The following is an 18,037-nucleotide window of genomic DNA, read 5'->3' as shown; positions in this document are numbered from 1 at the left end:
AGGTCAAGACCTGCACCGACACGATGATGCGATCCGATACTCCAGAACCGCGCGATTTCGACGCAGCCGAGGCGCTGGAGGGGGCCATCGCATGGTGGCGCGAGGCAGGCGTTGATTTCGACTATGCTGATGCGCCGACGCAATGGCTGGCGGAACCCGAAGCCGACCATGCCGTAGCGGCTCCCCAGGGCGCGGTTCCACCCCCGCCGCCGCCCGCCACGCCGCTCACTCGGGCACTGGAGCAGGAAGCAGCACCCCTTATTGGCGGGGCGCTCACCGACTGGCCCACCAATCTGGAAAAATTTCGCGAATGGTGGATGACCGAGCCTTCGCTGGCAGAGGGTTCACTCGACCGGCGTGTGCCGCCGCGTGGGGTCGCAGGTGCGAAGCTGTGCATTCTCGTTCCGCAGCCCGAGCCCGATGATGGCGAGGGGCTGCTGACGGGCGGCGCTGGCAGACTGCTGTCGGCCATGTTGCAGTCGATGGAGGTCAGTGCGGACGAGGTTTATTTGGCGAGTGTCCTGCCAGCCCCGATGCCTCTTCCCGACTGGAGCGTCCTGGCCCGACGCGGCTTGGCCGAAGTGACCCGACACCACCTTGCGCTTGCCGCTCCCGCGCGCGTGCTTGCGATCGGTCGCTCGCCTCTGGCCCTTTTCGACATCGCGCCCGACAAGCTGCGCGAGCCCTTGACGATAGAGGTGGGCGAGAAGCCCCTCCCCCTGCTCGCCGCGCCAGATTTCTCGCAAATCGCCCGCAGTGCCAAACGCCGCGAGACCCTTTGGCACCGATGGCTGGAATGGACGACATGATCCTGAGACACACTCTTGCCCTCGCCTTAGCTGCAGGGACACTGATCGCGGTGCCAGCCGTGGCCCAGCAAAGCAGCGTCGACTACTTCACCCGCTCGCATGCCGATGCGCTGCCGCGCCTGCTTTCGAGCGAGGATCGCGCCTATTACGGGTCGCTTTACGAGGCGATCAATGCGGAAAATTGGGACCGCGTGGAAGTCATGCTCGGCCAGCAAAGCGATGGTCCGCTACACGGGGCGGCGCTAGCGCATTATTACCTGCATGCGAATAGCCCGCGGATCCCGCTGGAACGCGTCGAAGCCTGGCTCGATCGCTATCGCGACCTGCCTTATGCCGAAAGCCTGGTTCGCCTCGGCCAGACGCGCGGGCTGGAGCGGGAATACGATCTGCGGCGCGAGCGCCAGCTGGTGCGCCAGCCCGGCATCACTCGGCGGACGCTGCCACGCACAGTCAACGACGGCAGCATGCCGCAATCGGTGAGCGAGGCGATTCTCGGCCACATCCGCAACGACGATCCCGACGGAGCTCGCTTGTTGCTCGACGGCGTTGATGCAACGCTCTCCTCCGCCGCCCGAGCCGAATGGCGGCAGCGTGTGGCATGGAGCTACTACATTGAGAACCGGGACGCACAGGCTTCTGCCATCGCCGAGACGGTTCGCGACGGCGGCAGCGGGGCCTGGATTGCGGAGGGGGACTGGGTAGCGGGCCTTGCCGCATGGCGCCTTGGCGATTGCGCGCGCGCGGCACAAGCATTCGGTCGCAGCGCCGGCGCGGCCACCAATCCAGAACTTTCCAGCGCAGCCCATTACTGGGCCAGCCGGTCACTGGTTCGCTGTCGCCAGCCCGAGGATGCGGCCGAGCAATTGCGCGGCGCAGCGCGTTTCCCGGACACGCTCTATGGCATGATCGCGCATGAGCAACTCGGCAAGCCACTGCCCGAAACGCACACCACCCCCGATCTGACCGAGCGTGACTGGCAGAGGCTATCGCGCGAAGAAGCCGCGCGTCTAGCCGTCATGCTCGCCGAGATCGGGCGACGCGAGGAAGCCGACGAGGCCTTGCGCTGGCTGGTGAGGACCGGCGATCCCGATGATTTCGAGGCCATGGGCAAGCTCGCCCGCGCGCTTGGCCTCACTGGCACGCAGAACTTCATGGCCTATAATGCGCCGCCACGCACGGGATCGCATCCGAGCTTGAAATATCCGGTGACCTTCCGCCAGCCGATCGGTGGCTGGCGGGTCGATCCCGCCCTCGCCTTTGCCCATGCCTTGCAGGAATCCAATTTCCGCGAGCGCGTGGTCAGCCCGGCCGGCGCGATCGGACTGATGCAGATCATGCCGATCACCCAGCGTGAGTATGCCGCTTCGATCAATATGAGCAGCGGCGCGGACCTGAAGGATCCGGCAGTCAATCTCGCCTTCGGACAGCGTACGCTCGAGGCGCTGGGATCGGCCGGCTACACGCAAGGCAGGCTTCCGAAAGTCATGGCCGCCTACAATGCCGGACCAACCCCCGTGGCCCGCTGGGAAAACGAGGTGCGCGATCAGGACGATCCGCTGCTCTACATGGAGTCGCTGCCCTATTGGGAGACGCGCAGCTATGTCGCCATCGTGATGCGCAATTATTGGATGTACCTGCGCCAAGCCGACGCGCCAGCGCCAAGTCGCATCGACCTCGCTGAAAACGACTGGCCGCAATTTCCGCGAGCGCAGTAGCATGGCGATCGACGAGAGCCGCACCTTCAAGCCCGTGAGCATCGCACTGTTGACGGTTTCCGACAGCCGCACGCTGGCTGAGGACACCTCGGGCGACATTCTTGCGGAGCGGATCGGGACGGCCGGTCACTCCCTGGCATCGCGCGAAATCAGCCGAGACAGCGTCGAGGAGATTGCTGCGCATCTCCATCGCTGGATTGACGATGAGGCGATCGATTGCATCATCACGACCGGCGGGACCGGCCTCACCGGTCGCGACGTCACGCCCGAGGCACTCGATCGGGTGAAGAGCAAGGACATCCCCGGCTTCGGCGAACTGTTCCGCTGGCTGAGCTACAAAACCATCGGCACAAGCACGGTGCAAAGCCGTGCCTGCGGTGTGGTGGCGCGCGGCACCTACATCTTCGCCCTGCCCGGTTCCAACGGGGCGGTGAAGGATGGTTGGGACATGATCCTCGCCGAACAGCTCGACAGCCGCAATCGCCCCTGCAATTTCGTCGATCTCATGCCGCGCTTGCGCGAGCGCTAGGAACTCCGCACGCTCTTCGCGCGTCATAGGGTGACGCCAGCGGGGAGCGAAACTGTTTGTAGTAACGGCCTTTTCCACCCAGACGCTGCTGCTGGTTTTCGGCGGCGCGGCCGTGGTGATCGCATTGATCGGCACCCGTATGGCGGGTCTTGCCGACACATTGGCAGACCGTACCGGATTTGGCGAAGCGCTCGTCGGCTCGGTCCTGCTCGGCGCCGGCACCAGTATCGCGGGCATCGTAACCTCTGCCAGCACGGCGGCCAGCGGCGCGCCGGACCTCGCAGTGTCGAACGCGATGGGCGGCATCGCAGCACAGACGATGTTCCTGGCACTCGCCGATGTCGCCTATCGCAAGGTGAACCTTGAACACGCGGCGGCGAGCCCGGTCAATCTGGGGCAAGCGACGGTGCTGATAATCCTGCTTATCCTTCCGCTGATGGCATGGGTGTCGCCTCCCTATGCCATCTTCGGGGTCAATCCGCTGACGCCCGTGCTGGTGGCAGTCTATTTCGTCGGATTGCACAATGCGCACCGGATAAAGCAGAAACCCATGTGGCTGCCGCGCCAGACCGACGCCACGCGTGACGAGGATGACGATGACTGCGACGACCACCGACCGCTCGCGCTGCTCTTCGCTATCTTCGCCGCGATGGTCGGCATTGTCGGGCTGTGCGGCTATTTCGTCGGCACTGCCGGGCTGGAGCTGTCGGACAGGCTCGGCATTTCGCAAGGGGTCGTCGGCGCGCTGGGCACAGCGGTCGTCACATCGCTGCCTGAACTCGTCACGACAATCGCTGCCGTGCGCCGGGGCGCGTTGCAGCTGGCCGTGGGTGGCATCATCGGCGGCAACATGTTCGACGCGCTGTTCATCGCCGCCAGCGACGTCGCCTATCGCGAGGGCAGCATCTACAACGCGATGAGCGAGCGCAGCGTTTTCTGGGTCGCGCTTGCGATCCTGATGACAGGAATACTGCTGCTGGGTCTGTTGCGCCGCGAACGGCAAGGGCCTGTCGGTATCGGATGGGAATCGGCACTGTTGGTGGGTCTCTGGCTCGGGGGGGCTGGATTGCAGATTTCGCTCGGCTGAGCGCTCGACAGCACTGCTTGTTCTGTTTATGTTCGCCGCTATGGAGAAACGCCTCGAACCTCCCATTTCCGGCCGTGGAGCGCAGTCCGGTACCGTCCCCACGCGATTCGGGCTGGCAACGCGCGAACAGGATGGCGACTGGCGCGACCATATGGAGGCACTGGACGGGCCGCCGGTGAAGCTACGCACTCGGGTGACCGAGGAACGGCCCAAGACGATCCTCAGCTTCAACCAGTCGCCCGACATTTTTTTCGACCGCTCGATCAATGCCTATCGCGGCTGCGAGCATGGGTGCGTCTATTGTTTTGCTCGTCCGACGCATGCCTATCACGACCTGTCGCCGGGGCTGGATTTCGAAACGCAACTGTTCGCAAAGCCCAATGCGGCCGAGATATTGCGTGCCACACTGGCCAAGCCGAAGTACCGGCCCAAGCCGATCGCGATGGGGACCAACACCGATCCCTACCAGCCGATCGAGCGCGATTACCGGATCACGCGTTCGGTGCTGGAGGTGTGCCTGGACACGCGGCATCCGGTTACAATCACGACCAAGTCCGACCGCGTGCTAGACGATCTGGACCTGCTAGCCGAAATGGCTCAACGCAGGCTGGTAGCAGTGGCCATCTCCGTCACGACCTACGATCCCAAGCTATCGGGCAAGCTCGAACCGCGCGCAGCATCGCCTGCCAAACGATTGCAGGCGCTGGGAAAATTATCCGACGCCGGCGTACCAACTCATTGCTCGGTCGCGCCGGTCATCCCGGCGATTACCGACGAGTTCATGGAAGAGATCGTCCAGCGCGCCGCGGCGATGGCCGTCGACAGCTGCGGTTGGATTCCGCTACGCCTGCCACACGAGGTCGCCCCGCTGTTCCGCGAATGGCTCTCGGTCCATTACCCCGAGCGGGGCGACAAGGTGATGAGCATCGTCCAGTCGATCCGCAGCGGTAAGGACAACGATCCGAACTTCTTCAGCCGTCTGCGCCCCACTGGCGTGTGGGGCGACCTCTTCCGCGCCCGCTTCCGCCTCGCCTACAAACGTGCCGGAATCGGCAAGGCGAAGTTCGAGCTGGACTGTACGGCATTCAGGCCGCCCGCTGTCGGCGGGCAGCTGCGGTTGCTTTAGCCTCCCCGGTCCGGGGAGGCTAGAACCCGTCGCCCGCATCACCCGGTGCAAACCGTACCAGCCTGCTATCCACCAGCGCCGCCGTGCGGTTGACGACCGCCTTCTGGTACTCCGGATCCGTGATCATCTCGAAGAATGCGCCGCTGTTCGGATATTCCGCCACGAAGCCATCGTGCCAGCGCATGTCGTCCGGGCCAGTCACCATGGTCTGGAACGCGCCGCGCCACACGATGGAGCCACCCACGCGGCGGAAGATCGGGCCGCTGGTCTTCCCGTATTCCTCATAGGCGCGGCGGCCGCTCCAGCCGTTGCCATGATGCTCGTGACCCTCGGGATACTCGGCTTTGTCGCGATAGAGCAGAAGGTTGAGCATGTGGATCGGCTCGTCGCGCGGGAGGGCCTTGAACGCCTCGAAATTGGCACGGCTCGGGTCGATGTAGTTGGTCAAATTGTCTCTCCGTACTCGATCGTGCTCAGTGCTTGTGGGCTTCGGCTGTCCCCTCATGGGTCGCCCATACGCGGTGCTTGCCGTCACGCATGATCAGGACGGTCTGGTAGGTCTGGCTGCGCCCCGCCACTTCCATCCCCGGAGAGCCGATGGGCATGCCCGGCACGGCGAGGCCGACGGCATCCGGCTTTTCATCGAGCAGGCGCCGTATGTCTTCGGCAGGCACATGGCCTTCGATGGCATACCCGCCAACGGTCGCGGTGTGGCAGCTGCGCAGATTGGCGGGCACACCGGCCGCATCCGCGACCGGCGTCGTGTTCTCGACGTCGCGTACGGACATCTCGAAACCGGCATCGCGCATCCGCTCGATCCATTCGCTGCAGCAGCCGCACCACGGGGTCTTCGCCACGTTGATGGTACTGGCGGAGGCGGCCTGCGCGCAGGCGATCAACGCCAGCGGGGCCAGTGCAAAAACAGGGCGAAAGCGGGGCATTCGAATACTCCTTGGAAAGTCTTGCAAGCGACTGTCGCAGCTTATCTATGCAGGGCTAGCTGCATGTAAACTGTATCGAGCCGCCGTCCGAATTTCATGCCGACCTGCCGCATCCGCCCTGCCTCGACGAAGCCGAGCTTGCCGTGCAGCGCCACCGAGGCGGGTTCGCCCCCGCCGATGACTGCGATCATCTGCTCGAAGCCCGCGTCGCCCGCTGCATCGACCAGCGCCGCCAGCAAGGTGGAGCCGAGGCCCGAACCGCGCTGTAAGTCGGCGATATAGATGCTGTTTTCGCAAGTATGCGCATAGGCCGCGCGGTCGCGGAATTGGGTTGCATAGGCATAGCCCCCCACCTCGCCATCGCGTTCCACCATGAGAAACGGCCAGCCACGCGCTGCAACCGCGCCGATTTTCTCGCGCCAGAACGCCTCGTCCGGTGCCACGGTATCGAAGGTCGCCGTGCTGTGCGCGACGTGATGGGCGTAGATCGCCTGCACCGCAGCGGCATCCTCCACCACTGCGGTGCGCACAGCTACGTCAGGCGAGCGTATAGTCGCTGAACCGATCGCGCAGGTCCTTCTTGCTGATCTTGCCGGTGGCGGTGTGCGGGATGTCGTCGACGAACTCGACCGCATCGGGCAGCCACCACTTGGCCACCTTGTCGGAGAGGAAGTTTACCACCTCTTCCGCCGTGCAGTCCTTGCCCTCCTTCTTGACCACGAACAGCACCGGGCGCTCGTCCCACTTGGGGTGAAACATGCCGACGCAAGCCGCCTCGGCCACGGCAGGGTGGCCGACTGCGGCGTTTTCGAGCTCGACCGAGCTGATCCATTCGCCGCCGGACTTGATAACGTCCTTGGTGCGGTCGGTGATCTGCATCGTGCCGTCCGGGTGCAGGATGGCGACATCGCCGGTATCGAACCAGCCATCAGCTGTCAGCGCGTCTTCTTCGGCCTTGAAGTAGCGTTTGACGACCCACGGGCCGCGGATCTGTAGCGCGCCCGATGCCTCGCCATCGCGCGGCAGGACCTTGGTGCGATCGTCGAGATCGACCGTGCGCAGCTCCACGCCGAAAATCGGGCGGCCCTGCTTCATGGTCTTCTCGACCTTCTGATCGAAGGTCATCTCGTCCCAGTCCGCTGTGGGGCCGCCGACGGTGCCGATAGGCGAGGTTTCCGTCATCCCCCAGGCGTGCTGGACGCGGGTGCCATTCTTCATCAGCCGCTCGATCATGAAGCGCGGGGCGGCCGAACCGCCGATGGTTGCCGCGCGTAGCTTGGGCAGCTCGATATCGTTGGCATCGCAGTATTGGAAATGGGCAAGCCAGACGGTCGGCACGCCGGCGCTGTCGGTCACGCCTTCCTTCTTCATCATCTCGTCGAGCACGGCCGGATCGTTGACCGCGCTGAACACGAATTTGATCCCCGCCATCGCGCCAGCGTAGGGCAGGCCCCAGCTCGCCGCATGGAACATCGGCACGACCGGCAGCATTACCGAGGACGCGCTGAAATTGAATGTGCTCGGCTGCAAGCCGGCAAGCGCGTGGAGCACAGTGGAGCGATGCTCATACTGCACGCCCTTGGGATTGCCGGTAGTGCCGCTGGTGTAGCAGATCATGCAGGGATCGCGCTCGTCGCCCGCGACCCATTCGAATTCGCCGCTCTGCGCGCCAATCCAGTCTTCGAAAGCCGTGGCATCGCTGCCCTCGGGCGGATCGAAGCAGATGTAATGTTCGACCGTCGGCCACTGGTCGCGCATCTTGTCGATGATCGGCTGGAAGGCCGCATCGTAGAGCATCACCTTATCCTCGGCATGGCCGACGATATACTCCAGCTGCTCTTCGAACAGGCGCGGATTGCAGGTGTGAAGGACGCCGCCCATCCCCGCGACCCCGAACCAGCTGACGAGGTGGCGCGAATGGTTCATCGCGAGGCTCGCGACCTTGTCCCCCGGCTTGAGGCCGAGCGCCTGTAGCGCCTGCGCCATCTTGCGCGCATCGCGGTGGATGCCCGCCCAATTGGTCCGCGTCTCGCTGCCATCGGCCCAGCGGGTCACGATCTCGCGGGTTGGGGCTTCTCTCGCAGCATGGTCGATCACATGCGAAATCCGCATGGTCCAATCCTGCATGGCGCCTAACGACATATGCTCTCCTCTCGCCGTATTCAGGCGACGAGGCGCAGGTTTGCCTTCCCCCGTCGCGCGGTCAGTTGCACCTTGGCAAGGCCGGGCACGCTTGCCAAGCGTTCAGCGAGCTCTCCATCGATGCAAAATGTACGGCCGAGGCGCATGACCGGCGGCTCGGGATCGCCGGTGTGCAGTGTCGCCATCACCTCGTCGCCGCCCTCGCCTGCCGTCTGAAGCGCGATTGCCAGCTCCATGAGGGCATCGACATTCTCAACCTCGAGAGTGAGCAGCATCGCCATGCTGCCTTTCACTGCATCCAAGGGGACGGCGCCGCGCACGGTAATCCGCGGCGGTTCGTCGGGACTTGGACTGTCGAGCTCGACGTCAAGCTTTACGCAGGTCTGGTTCTCCGCCCATTCGAGGAAGCGATCGACCATGCCCTCCTCGAAACAGGCGGCACTGAACTGGCCGGAGCTGTCGGAGAAATCGGCGCGGATGAAGGGCTTGCCGCGCTTGGTGGTTCCCTTGCTCGCCTTCTCGACCATGGCTGCCATCACCGCACCCGCGCGGCCGCCGGGAGGGGCGCCGCTCGCCATAAGCGAGGCATAGCTGCGCGCACCCTGCGCGCTTGCCACGGTGCGCCAGGCTTCGACCGGATGCTCGGCGAAGTAGAAGCCGAAGTTCTCCTTCTCCCGCGCCATTTGCTCCGCGCGCGGCCAGGGATCGGCATCCTTGAGGCGCAGCGTGTCTTCGCTCGCCGCATCGTCGCCGCCGAACAGCGCCGCCTGCCCGCTCGACCGCTCGCGCTCGGCAGCGTCCGCGATGGCCAGCAGCATGTCGGCATTGGCGAACAGCTTCGCCCGGTTGGTCTCGAATTCGTCGAGTGCGCCGGCCGAAATCAGCGCCTCCAGCTGACGAGAATTCATCGAGCCCTTGGGCAGCCGCTCGAACAGGTCCTGCAGGCTCTCGAACTTGCCGCTGACCTCCCGCTCGTGGACGATCGCTTCCATCGCCCGTTCGCCGACATTGCGAATGCCCGCCAGCGCATAGCGCACGGCATAGCCATCGTCGGTCTGCTCGACACTGTATTCCGCCTCGGAATAGTTCAGCGCGGGTGGCAGCACCTTGATTCCGCTGCGCCGCGCATCGTCGACAAAGACGGCCAGTTTCTCCGACTGGTGCATGTCGAAGCACATAGACGCGGCGAAGAACTCTTCCGGATAATGCGCCTTGAGCCACGCCGTCTGGTAGGCGAGCAACGCGTAGGCCGCAGCGTGCGACTTGTTGAAGCCGTAGCCGGCGAACTTGTCGATCAAGTCGAACAGCGCATTCGCCTCGGCCTTTTCAATGCCGGAGACTTCCTTGCAGCCCTCGACGAACCGCTCACGCTGGGCGTCCATTTCGGCCTGCACCTTCTTGCCCATGGCGCGGCGCAGCAGGTCGGCATCCCCGAGCGAATATCCGGCGAGGATCTGCGCGGCCTGCATGACCTGTTCCTGATAGACGAAGATGCCATATGTCTCGGCCAGGATGCCTTCGAGCTTGGCGTGCGGATATTCGATCGCGACCTCGCCCGCCTTGCGCTTGCCGAACAGCGGAATGTTGTCCATCGGACCCGGACGATAGAGCGACACGAGCGCGATGATGTCGCCGAAATTTGTCGGTTTCACTGCCGTCAGCGTGCGGCGCATGCCTTCCGATTCCAGCTGGAACACACCGACCGTGTTGCCCGCCTTCATCAGCTCATAGACCTTGGGATCGTCGAGCGGGAGCGTCGAGAGGTCGATGTCGATCTCGCGCCGCTTGAGCAGGTCGGTGGCCTTCTTGAGCACCGAAAGCGTCTTCAATCCAAGGAAGTCGAACTTCACGAGGCCGGAGCTCTCGACATTCTTCATGTCGTATTGCGTCACCGGCATGTCCGAGCGCGGGTCGCGGTAAAGCGGGACGAGTTGCGCCAGCGGGCGATCGCCGATCACGACGCCAGCGGCGTGGGTCGAGCTGTTGCGCGGGAAGCCCTCCAGCTGCATCGCGAGATCGACGAGGCGCTTCACCTCATTGTCGTTATCGTATTCGCGCTTGAAGTCTGCCGCGCCATTGAGCGCGCGGGGCAGCGTCCAGGGGTCGGTCGGGTGATTGGGCACCATCTTGCAGAGGCGATCCACATGGCCGTAGCTCATCTGCAAAATGCGGCCCGTATCGCGCAGCACGGCGCGGGCCTTCAGCTTACCGAAGGTAATTATCTGCGCGACGTGATCGTGGCCGTATTTCTGCTGGACGTAGCGGATCACCTCGCCGCGCCGCGTTTCGCAGAAGTCGATGTCGAAGTCGGGCATCGATACGCGCTCGGGGTTGAGGAAGCGTTCGAACAGCAGGCCGAGCTGGATCGGGTCGAGATCGGTAATCGTGAGCGCCCAGGCGACAAGGCTGCCCGCACCCGAGCCACGGCCCGGGCCGACGGGAATGTCCTGATCCTTGGCCCATTTGATGAAGTCGGCAACGATCAGGAAGTAGCCGGGAAAGCCCATCTGGTTGATGATGTCGACTTCGAACTTCAACCGGTCGAAATAGACCTTGCGGTCTTCTTCCGACATCTCGCCATAGGGCGCCAGCCGAGCTTCGAGGCCATTGCGCGCGTCCTCTTCCAGCGCCCGCGCTTCGCCTTCCAGATCGCCCGCAAGGCTGGGCAAGATCGGGTCGCGATAGGGCGGCGCGTAGGCGCAGCGCTGCGCAAGGACGATAGTGTTCTCGACTGCTTCGGGCAGGTCGGCGAACGCCTCGTCCATCATGTGGTAGGTCTTGACGTAGCTTTCCGGATTGGACCGCGCGCGCTCCTCGGCCTCGATATGGGTCGAGCCGGCAATGCATAGCATTGCATCATGCGCCTTATGCATGTGCGGTTCGGCATAGTTTGCCGGGTTGGTCGCAATCAGCGGCAGGTCTCGCGCATAGGCCAAATCGACGAGGGCATCCTCAGCACGCTCCTCTACCTCATCTCCGCGCCTCGCGAGTTCGATGTAGAGCCTGTCCGGAAACAGCGCCTGCAGGCGATCCAGTGCAAGTTCGGCATGACTTTGCTGACCTTCCGCCAGAAGCCGCGTTACGACCCCTTCGCTCGCCCCCGTCAGCGCAATCAGCCCACCGGTGCGACCCTCGAAATCCTCCATCCGCACATGCGGCTCAAATTCCAGCGGGCGTTCGAGATGCGCTTTGGAAACCAGATGACAAAGATTGTCGTAGCCCGCCTCGTCCTGCGCATAGAGCGGCAGGTAGTCGACCTGCTTGCCCTCGGCATCCCTCGCGACGCCCAGAAGCGTGCCGATGATCGGCTGAATACCTTCCGCCTTGCAGGCGTTGGCGAACATGACCGCACCGTAAAGCCCGTTGCGGTCCGCGATCGCGATCGCGGGAAAGCCGCGTTCCTTCGCCAGCTTGGCCATCGCCTTGGGATCGATTGCCCCTTCGAGCATCGAATATGCCGACAACACGCGCAGTGGGACGAAAGGCTTGTAGCTCATAGCCACAAGTTAAGGGTTTTACGCGGATTCGGAAGGCTCCCGCAGCGCTCTTTCTCCACAGCGCGTGGAGAAGTCAGCCCTCCCGAATCTTCTTGCGCGTATCGCGGATCGTGGAGATAGCGCCATAGATCACCAGCGCGGCCAGGAAGATCCAGACCCAGATCGGAATATTCCGCCCCGCGATCGCCAGGTAAAGGTAGGCGGAGACGAAAAAGAACCCGGCCAGCATGGTCGGCACCACCGTGGAACGTCCTGCTCGCGCGCGCTTCACCAGCCAGCCGATCGAGAGCAGGAAAAAGGGGATCGCTCCCACATAAATCCCGCCGAAGATGTAGGGATTGACGCCATATTCGGCGCCGAGGGCGAGGAACCACTGGTTGATATCAGCAAGCATGGTCTGCCTTTCGCGCGGGCCGCCGGAACGGTTACAGCAGGCTCTCGATATCCACGGCGATGCCTTTTGGCGCGTCGGCCGGGCCGTACCTCTTTACGACGTTTCCCTTCCGGTCGATCAGGAATTTGGTGAAGTTCCATTTGATCGCCTTGGATCCCATCAGGCCGGGCGCCTCTTTCTTCATCCAGTCGAATAGCGGACTTGCTTCGTCGCCGTTTACGTCCACCTTCGCCATCAGCGGGAAGGTGAGGCCGAAATTCACTTTGCAGAACTGCTCGATCTCCTCCGCATCGCCCGGTTCCTGGTTGCCGAATTGATTGCAGGGGAAGGCCAGTACTTCGAAACCCTTGTCGCCATAGCGCTGATACAGCTCTTCCAGCCCGTCATATTGCGGCGTGAAACCGCACTTGCTGGCGGTATTGACCACCAGCAGAACCTTGCCGAGCTTCTCGCCAAGGTCGAGCGCCTCGCCCTTGCTGGTCGATACAGTGAAATCGGCGATTGTGGTCATGGGGGCGTTAATCCTTGCGGCGATAGATAAGGTCGAAGCTGTCCCGCCACGTTTGGCCATGGTCCGAGGATGCCTGACCGTACTGGCGCACGCTGCCGTCCTCCTGCACGCTGTATGTCATTCGCACAAGCTGCGGAGTGCCCTCCTGATCCTTGCCCCAATAGCCGGTCAGCACCATCGCGCCATCGACCGGACCGCCGTCGAAGAATACGCGGCCTGGCTGACCGCCGATCCATAGCTGGTGCCAGCGGCCGGTCTGCGGGTCCAGAGCGGTCAGGCTTTTGCCCTCCGGCCCCTGGAGCGGCATCCAGTTTTCGAGGATGGCGCAGCCTGCGCTGACTCGCTCGATCCGGCTATCGGCGACCTTCTCTTCGCGACCCTTGGGATAAACCTCCCACTCTCCGACCCAGAAATCGAAAGCGGAATGCGCCTCTGTTTCGCATGATGGCTGCGGTGGTGGCGTGGCGGGAATGTTGACTTGGGCGATCAGCAGCGCGGCTGCGGCGGACGTAAGCATGGTAGCATTTCCCCTCTCGGGAGAAACCTGTCACATCTTTGCCGAACCGTATGCGGCGCTTCGACGAGAGCGTGACCGCCCGCTAAGAACGCGGGAAATCATCGCGCGCTGCGAGCATGGCGATTTCTTCCGCATGGTATTCACGATCACCCAGCTTCTCGATGTAATATTCGCTGCGCTCGTCGGGGCTCATAAGCATGATGTGGCGGATGAGGTCGGCGAATGTGCCCTGACGCAGCCCCTTCGCACCGTCGAGCACTCCGTCGCCATCACCTTCTCGGTGCAGGCTCGCGCGATCGTCCCACTGGATGCCCGGGCGATGGGTATCTTCGGCGCGGTAGGTGCTGGGGTGGTCGGTCATGCAAAATCTCCTTTAATGACCAAACTCGCCAGCGGCCCTTCGGGTCCTACTCGAGCAGCCCTTCGTGCAGGCGTACGACCCGATCCATGCGCGCGGCTAACCGCTCGTTATGTGTCGCGATCAGGGCGGCACTGCCCTCACCTCGGACCAGGGCAAGGAATTGCTCCAGCACACGGTCGCTGGTGTGTTCGTCAAGATTGCCGGTGGGCTCGTCGGCGAGCACCAGCTTTGGCCGGTTGGCAAGCCCGCGTGCGACAGCCACGCGTTGCTGCTCGCCCCCCGACAACTGGCTCGGTCGGTGGTCCAGCCGATGGCCGAGCCCGAGGGAGGTCAGCAACTGCCGGGCACGATGTTCGGCTTCCTCGCGTGGTTTTCCCGATACGAGTTGCGGCAGAACCACGTTCTCGACTGCGTCGAAATCGGGCAGCAAATGGTGGAATTGGTAAACGAAACCGAGGTGCTCGCGCCGCAGAAGAGTCCGGGCATGGGAATCGGATTTCTCCGCAGATTCTCCAGCGATGAAGATTTCGCCGCCAAATCCACCTTCCAGCAGGCCGACTGCTTGCAAGAGCGTCGACTTGCCTGAGCCGGAGGGTCCGAGCAAGGCTACGATCTCGCCCGGTTGCACGGCCAGATCGACGCCGCGCAGGACGTCAATCCGCTCCCCACCCTGCTCGAAGCTGCGCGTGAGCTGCTTCAGTTCCACCACCGGTCGCACGCCACCGCTATTCATAGCGAAGCACCTGGACGGGATCGGTGCTGGCAGCCTTCCACGCAGGATAAAGCGTGGCCAGGAAGCTCAGCACCAGCGCAAGCAGAACGATCAGCGCCACCTCGACCGGATCAGTTTTGGATGGCAATGTGGTCAAGAAGCGGACTTGCGGATCCCACAGCTCTACCCCGGTCAGCCAACCGATCCCGGTGACGATGGGCTGGCGGAATGTAAGGACAATGAAACCGAGCACCAGCCCGGCAAGCGTACCGATGGCACCAACCGTGAAGCCGGTTGTCACGAAAATCTTCATCAGGCTGCGGCGGGTCGCGCCCATAGTCCGCATGATCGCAATATCGCGCGTCTTGGCACGCACCAGCATTACGAGGCTCGAAAGGATATTGAAAGCCGCGACCAAAACCATGAAACTTAATGCGAAAGCCATCGCCACGCGCTCAACCTGAAGCGCCTCGAACAAGGTCGAGTTGATCGTTTTCCAGTCGGCCACCACCGCCCTGCCCTGAACTGCACGCTGAACGGGAGCAAGGATTTCGCCGACTTCATCGGGGTCCTCGACAGTGACCTCGATCATGCTCACCGTGTCCCCGAGCAGCAGCAGCGTCTGCGCATCCTGCATCGGCATGACCACGAAGGCGCCATCATAATCGTAGACACCCACTTCGAAAATTGCCGACACTTCATAGCCGATCTGGCGCGGCACAGTGCCGAAAGGCGTCGAGCGGCCTTGCGGATTGATGATGGTGATCGTGTCTCCGACACGCGCGCCGATGTTCTCCGCAAGCCGGACCCCGATCGCAACTCTGCTCGCGCCAGGCTGCAGCGCGTCGATATTGCCGCTTACCACCTTGCTGCCGAGGTCGCGGATGTCCTGCGGAGTGTTGCCGCGCACGAGTATTGCCTCGACGCGGCCGTTGAAGCTGGTCAGCAGGGGCTGCTCGATGAGCGGACTTGCCGCCGTAACGCCGGGGGTTTCGCGCACCTCCTCGAGGATCGACTCCCAATCCTCCAACTTACCGCCATAGGCCTGGACGATTGCATGGCCGTTCAGCCCGACGATCTTGTCGAGCAGCTCGGCGCGGAACCCGTTCATCACGCTCATGACAATCACGAGCATGGCGACCGACAACATGACGACGGTGATGGAAATGCCCGCGACAAGCGCAATGAATGCTTCGCTCCTGCCGGGCAGCAAGTAGCGTCGGGCAATCGTTCGTTCGAAAGCGGAGAGGATCAAGCCGGCCCTTACACGTCCTGTTTGGTCCACGGGCCTTAGCAGGCGAAGCTGTCGCTGCAATGAAATCCTGTCGGCCGATCACTATGCCACTTGCCGCACTGCCCTTGTAATCGTCGCGTAACATCGCCATTGGGTCGCGCATCCCGATTGCTGGCGCGGACAGGCCCTTCGATGAACCTCACCCACCCGTTTCTCGACGAGGATGGCGACAAGCTGCGCGAAGAGTGCGGCGTGTTCGGTGCCGTCAATGCGACCGATGCCGCGGCGGCGACCGCGCTGGGGCTGCACGCGTTGCAGCACCGCGGCCAGGAAGCCGCCGGGATTACAAGCTTCGATGGCGCGGAATTCTTTACTCGCCGTGGCATCGGACATGTTGCGGAAAACTTCTCCAGCCAAGAGGCCATCGCCGAATTGCCCGGCATGATGGCCGCGGGACACGTCCGCTACTCGACGACCGGCGGTTCGGGTTTGCGCAACGTGCAGCCGCTCTATGCGGATCTTGCGAGCGGAGGCTTTGCCGTTGCGCACAATGGCAATATCTCGAATGCCGGGATGCTGCGCGAGGATCTCGTGCGGCGCGGATCGATCTTCCAGTCGACCAGCGACACCGAGGTCATCATTCACCTGGTCGCAACCAGCCGATATCCCACGATCATGGACCGGTTGATCGACGCGCTGCGTTTGCTCGAGGGTGCCTATGCGTTAATCGTGATGACGCCGGAAGGAATGATCGCCTGCCGCGACCCGCTCGGCATTCGCCCGCTGCAGATGGGGCGGATCGGCGATGCGACCGTCTTCGCGTCCGAGACCGTGGCGTTCGACGTGGTCGGCGCAGAGTTCGTGCGCCAGGTCGAGCCGGGCGAAGTCATCCGGGTCGATTTCGACGGCAATATCGACTCCCTGCATCCGTTCGGGAATCACGCTCCGCGCCCCTGCATTTTCGAGCATGTCTATTTCAGTCGTCCCGATTCCGTGTTCGACGGCCGCAGCATTTATGAAGCGCGCAAGGCGATCGGCGCCGAACTGGCGCGAGAAAAGCCGGTCGAGGCGGACCTCGTGATCCCCGTACCCGACAGCGGCGTGCCGGCAGCGATCGGCTATGCGCAGGAATCGGGCATCCCCTTTGAACTCGGCATAATTCGTTCGCACTATGTCGGGCGCACCTTCATCCAGCCGAGCGACGGCGCGCGGCATGCGGGCGTCAAGCGCAAGCACAACGCCAATCGCGCCCTGGTCGAGGGCAAGCGCATCGTCCTGATCGACGACAGCATCGTGCGCGGCACGACCTCACTCCAGATCGTCGAAATGATGCGTGATGCCGGCGCCATCGAAGTCCATTTCCGCGTTGCCAGCCCGCCGACTGCGCACAGTTGCTTTTATGGGGTCGACACGCCCGAACGCTCCAAGCTGCTGGCCGCCCGCATGGATGTGGAACCGATGCGCGAATTCATCAGGGCGGACAGCCTCGCCTTCGTCTCCATCGACGGACTCTATCGCGCGGTTGGCGAAAAGCCGCGCAACAGCACCTGCCCGCAATTCTGCGATGCCTGCTTCACGGGCGATTATCCGACTTCGCTGACCGACCTTGTCCGCCGCGAGGAAAAACAAGGCCAGCTTGCGCTCCCCGTCGAGGCTGCCGAATGAGCGACATGCCGCTCGACGGCCGGCTTGCGCTCGTAACCGGGGCCAGCAAGGGTATCGGCGCCGCGACGGCTCAGGCCCTTGCGAAGGCGGGCGCGCATGTCGTCCTGACCGCACGCGATGTCCGTGGGCTGGAACAGGTCGAGGATGCCATTCACGAGGCTGGCGGGCAGTCTACTATCGCGCCAGTCGACCTTGCTGAAAGCGACGGCATCGCACGCCTGGCATCGGCCGTTGCCGGACGATGGGACAAGCTCGATGCGCTGGTTGTTTCAGCAGCTTACCTGCCGACTCTCACGCCAGTTACTCAGATCGACGGCAAGCAGTTCAGTCAGGCGATAACAGTCAACGTGCTGGCGACTCAGGCATTGCTTGCCAATTTCGATCCGCTGCTCAAGCGTGCCGATGCGGGGCGGGTTTTCGGCCTGACAAGCAGCGTCGGCGAGACCCCTCGCGCCTATTGGTCGGCCTACGGATCAACCAAGGCTGCTTTCGACAACCTTCTCGAATGCTATGCGGCCGAGGTTGAGAAAGTGTCGAAGGTTCGGGTCGCGCTGATCGATCCGGGTGCGACTCGCACGGCAATGCGTGCAAAAGCCTATCCCGGCGAAGACCCGCAGACCGTCAAACCACCCGAAACGGTTGGCAGCCGCATAGTCGAGCTGCTTGTTAACGATTTCGAGGGCTTCCACCGAGAGCGGGTGGAAGAGTGAATTAACCCGACCGGTTTACCGTTTGGTAACCTGAAAGGCCGAGATTCGGCTTAAGTATTCACGGGCGCGAGCGGCCTCGAAACCGCC

At 63.1% G+C, this 18,037-nt stretch carries 18 protein-coding genes; 7 read left to right on the top strand and 11 right to left on the bottom strand.

Annotated features, from left to right (window positions below; all coding sequences use genetic code 11):
* Positions 1–23 precede the first annotated feature (23 nt).
* The 5 genes from P8Q88_RS04520 to P8Q88_RS04500 are packed head-to-tail and all read left to right on the top strand — an operon-like array spanning position 24 to position 5,266.
* Positions 24–809 carry a uracil-DNA glycosylase family protein gene (locus tag P8Q88_RS04520; RefSeq protein WP_278322624.1) on the top strand — a complete coding sequence of 262 codons (786 nt, stop codon included), beginning with the start codon at positions 24–26 and terminating at the stop codon, positions 807–809.
* Entirely contained in the window at positions 806–2,524 is a 1,719-nt protein-coding gene (locus P8Q88_RS04515; RefSeq protein ID WP_278322623.1) for a lytic transglycosylase domain-containing protein, read from the top strand. Before P8Q88_RS04520 ends, P8Q88_RS04515 begins: the two co-directional genes overlap by 4 nt.
* A gap of 1 nt (position 2,525) precedes the next feature.
* Complete coding sequence (gene moaB, locus P8Q88_RS04510; RefSeq protein ID WP_278322622.1) at positions 2,526–3,053, top strand: molybdenum cofactor biosynthesis protein B; 528 nt, start codon at positions 2,526–2,528, stop codon at positions 3,051–3,053.
* A gap of 52 nt (positions 3,054–3,105) precedes the next feature.
* Positions 3,106–4,140, top strand: coding sequence for a sodium:calcium antiporter (locus tag P8Q88_RS04505; RefSeq protein ID WP_278322771.1), 1,035 nt, complete (start codon positions 3,106–3,108; stop codon positions 4,138–4,140).
* A 40-nt stretch (positions 4,141–4,180) separates the two neighbouring features.
* The gene (locus P8Q88_RS04500) at positions 4,181–5,266 is read left to right on the top strand and encodes a PA0069 family radical SAM protein (protein WP_278322621.1); all 1,086 of its coding nucleotides are present in this window, start codon (positions 4,181–4,183) and stop codon (positions 5,264–5,266) included.
* Positions 5,267–5,285: 19 nt separating this feature from the next.
* On the opposite strand, the gene P8Q88_RS04495 is transcribed toward P8Q88_RS04500, so the two are convergent.
* The 11 genes from P8Q88_RS04495 to P8Q88_RS04445 all read right to left on the bottom strand — a co-directional run bounded on the left by P8Q88_RS04495 (position 5,286) and on the right by P8Q88_RS04445 (position 15,596).
* Positions 5,286–5,714, bottom strand: coding sequence for a DUF1330 domain-containing protein (locus P8Q88_RS04495; protein ID WP_278322620.1), 429 nt, complete (start codon positions 5,712–5,714; stop codon positions 5,286–5,288).
* A gap of 25 nt (positions 5,715–5,739) precedes the next feature.
* Positions 5,740–6,207: a DUF411 domain-containing protein gene (locus tag P8Q88_RS04490; RefSeq protein ID WP_278322619.1), complete on the bottom strand. Its 468-nt coding sequence runs from the start codon at positions 6,205–6,207 to the stop codon at positions 5,740–5,742.
* A gap of 41 nt (positions 6,208–6,248) precedes the next feature.
* Positions 6,249–6,737, bottom strand: a complete 489-nt coding sequence (locus P8Q88_RS04485; RefSeq protein WP_278322618.1) for a GNAT family N-acetyltransferase — start codon at positions 6,735–6,737, stop codon at positions 6,249–6,251.
* Between the two features lie 7 nt (positions 6,738–6,744).
* On the bottom strand, positions 6,745–8,349 hold the full coding sequence (locus tag P8Q88_RS04480; protein WP_278322617.1) for a long-chain fatty acid--CoA ligase: 1,605 nt from the start codon (positions 8,347–8,349) through the stop codon (positions 6,745–6,747).
* 20 nt (positions 8,350–8,369) lie between these two features.
* Positions 8,370–11,846 carry a DNA polymerase III subunit alpha gene (gene dnaE / locus P8Q88_RS04475; RefSeq protein ID WP_278322615.1) on the bottom strand — a complete coding sequence of 1,159 codons (3,477 nt, stop codon included), beginning with the start codon at positions 11,844–11,846 and terminating at the stop codon, positions 8,370–8,372.
* 73 nt (positions 11,847–11,919) lie between these two features.
* On the bottom strand, positions 11,920–12,240 hold the full coding sequence (locus P8Q88_RS04470) for a hypothetical protein (protein WP_278322614.1): 321 nt from the start codon (positions 12,238–12,240) through the stop codon (positions 11,920–11,922).
* Positions 12,241–12,271: 31 nt separating this feature from the next.
* Positions 12,272–12,751 (bottom strand): glutathione peroxidase, encoded by a 480-nt coding sequence (locus P8Q88_RS04465; RefSeq protein WP_278322613.1) that lies wholly within the window; start codon positions 12,749–12,751, stop codon positions 12,272–12,274.
* Positions 12,752–12,758: 7 nt separating this feature from the next.
* Complete coding sequence (locus P8Q88_RS04460; RefSeq protein ID WP_278322612.1) at positions 12,759–13,268, bottom strand: hypothetical protein; 510 nt, start codon at positions 13,266–13,268, stop codon at positions 12,759–12,761.
* Between the two features lie 82 nt (positions 13,269–13,350).
* On the bottom strand, positions 13,351–13,629 hold the full coding sequence (locus tag P8Q88_RS04455) for a hypothetical protein (RefSeq protein WP_278322611.1): 279 nt from the start codon (positions 13,627–13,629) through the stop codon (positions 13,351–13,353).
* 46 nt (positions 13,630–13,675) lie between these two features.
* Positions 13,676–14,362: an ABC transporter ATP-binding protein gene (locus P8Q88_RS04450; protein WP_278322610.1), complete on the bottom strand. Its 687-nt coding sequence runs from the start codon at positions 14,360–14,362 to the stop codon at positions 13,676–13,678.
* Positions 14,355–15,596, bottom strand: a complete 1,242-nt coding sequence (locus tag P8Q88_RS04445) for a lipoprotein-releasing ABC transporter permease subunit (protein ID WP_278322609.1) — start codon at positions 15,594–15,596, stop codon at positions 14,355–14,357. Before P8Q88_RS04445 ends, P8Q88_RS04450 begins: the two co-directional genes overlap by 8 nt.
* A gap of 171 nt (positions 15,597–15,767) precedes the next feature.
* On the opposite strand from P8Q88_RS04445, the gene purF reads away from it, so the two are divergent.
* Both purF and P8Q88_RS04435 read left to right on the top strand, forming a co-directional pair.
* Positions 15,768–17,240 carry an amidophosphoribosyltransferase gene (gene purF, locus P8Q88_RS04440; protein WP_278322608.1) on the top strand — a complete coding sequence of 491 codons (1,473 nt, stop codon included), beginning with the start codon at positions 15,768–15,770 and terminating at the stop codon, positions 17,238–17,240.
* Positions 17,237–17,950 (top strand): SDR family NAD(P)-dependent oxidoreductase, encoded by a 714-nt coding sequence (locus tag P8Q88_RS04435; RefSeq protein WP_278322607.1) that lies wholly within the window; start codon positions 17,237–17,239, stop codon positions 17,948–17,950. The genes purF and P8Q88_RS04435 overlap by 4 nt, the downstream gene beginning before the upstream one ends.
* Positions 17,951–18,037 lie beyond the last annotated feature (87 nt).

Source organism: Qipengyuania marincola, assembly GCF_029688625.1.
Classification (GTDB): domain Bacteria; phylum Pseudomonadota; class Alphaproteobacteria; order Sphingomonadales; family Sphingomonadaceae; genus Qipengyuania.
This window is presented reverse-complemented; position numbering and strand designations above follow the sequence as displayed.

Coding starts and splice junctions, on each gene's coding strand:
- P8Q88_RS04520 (WP_278322624.1), top strand. CDS start 24: ATGATGCGATCCGATACTCCAGAACCGCGCGATTTCGACGCAGCCGAG.
- P8Q88_RS04515 (WP_278322623.1), top strand. CDS start 806: ATGATCCTGAGACACACTCTTGCCCTCGCCTTAGCTGCAGGGACACTG.
- moaB (WP_278322622.1), top strand. CDS start 2,526: ATGGCGATCGACGAGAGCCGCACCTTCAAGCCCGTGAGCATCGCACTG.
- P8Q88_RS04500 (WP_278322621.1), top strand. CDS start 4,181: ATGGAGAAACGCCTCGAACCTCCCATTTCCGGCCGTGGAGCGCAGTCC.
- P8Q88_RS04490 (WP_278322619.1), bottom strand. CDS start 6,207: ATGCCCCGCTTTCGCCCTGTTTTTGCACTGGCCCCGCTGGCGTTGATC.
- P8Q88_RS04480 (WP_278322617.1), bottom strand. CDS start 8,349: ATGTCGTTAGGCGCCATGCAGGATTGGACCATGCGGATTTCGCATGTG.
- dnaE (WP_278322615.1), bottom strand. CDS start 11,846: ATGAGCTACAAGCCTTTCGTCCCACTGCGCGTGTTGTCGGCATATTCG.
- P8Q88_RS04470 (WP_278322614.1), bottom strand. CDS start 12,240: ATGCTTGCTGATATCAACCAGTGGTTCCTCGCCCTCGGCGCCGAATAT.
- P8Q88_RS04465 (WP_278322613.1), bottom strand. CDS start 12,751: ATGACCACAATCGCCGATTTCACTGTATCGACCAGCAAGGGCGAGGCG.
- P8Q88_RS04460 (WP_278322612.1), bottom strand. CDS start 13,268: ATGCTTACGTCCGCCGCAGCCGCGCTGCTGATCGCCCAAGTCAACATT.
- P8Q88_RS04455 (WP_278322611.1), bottom strand. CDS start 13,629: ATGACCGACCACCCCAGCACCTACCGCGCCGAAGATACCCATCGCCCG.
- P8Q88_RS04450 (WP_278322610.1), bottom strand. CDS start 14,362: ATGAATAGCGGTGGCGTGCGACCGGTGGTGGAACTGAAGCAGCTCACG.
- purF (WP_278322608.1), top strand. CDS start 15,768: ATGAACCTCACCCACCCGTTTCTCGACGAGGATGGCGACAAGCTGCGC.
- P8Q88_RS04435 (WP_278322607.1), top strand. CDS start 17,237: ATGAGCGACATGCCGCTCGACGGCCGGCTTGCGCTCGTAACCGGGGCC.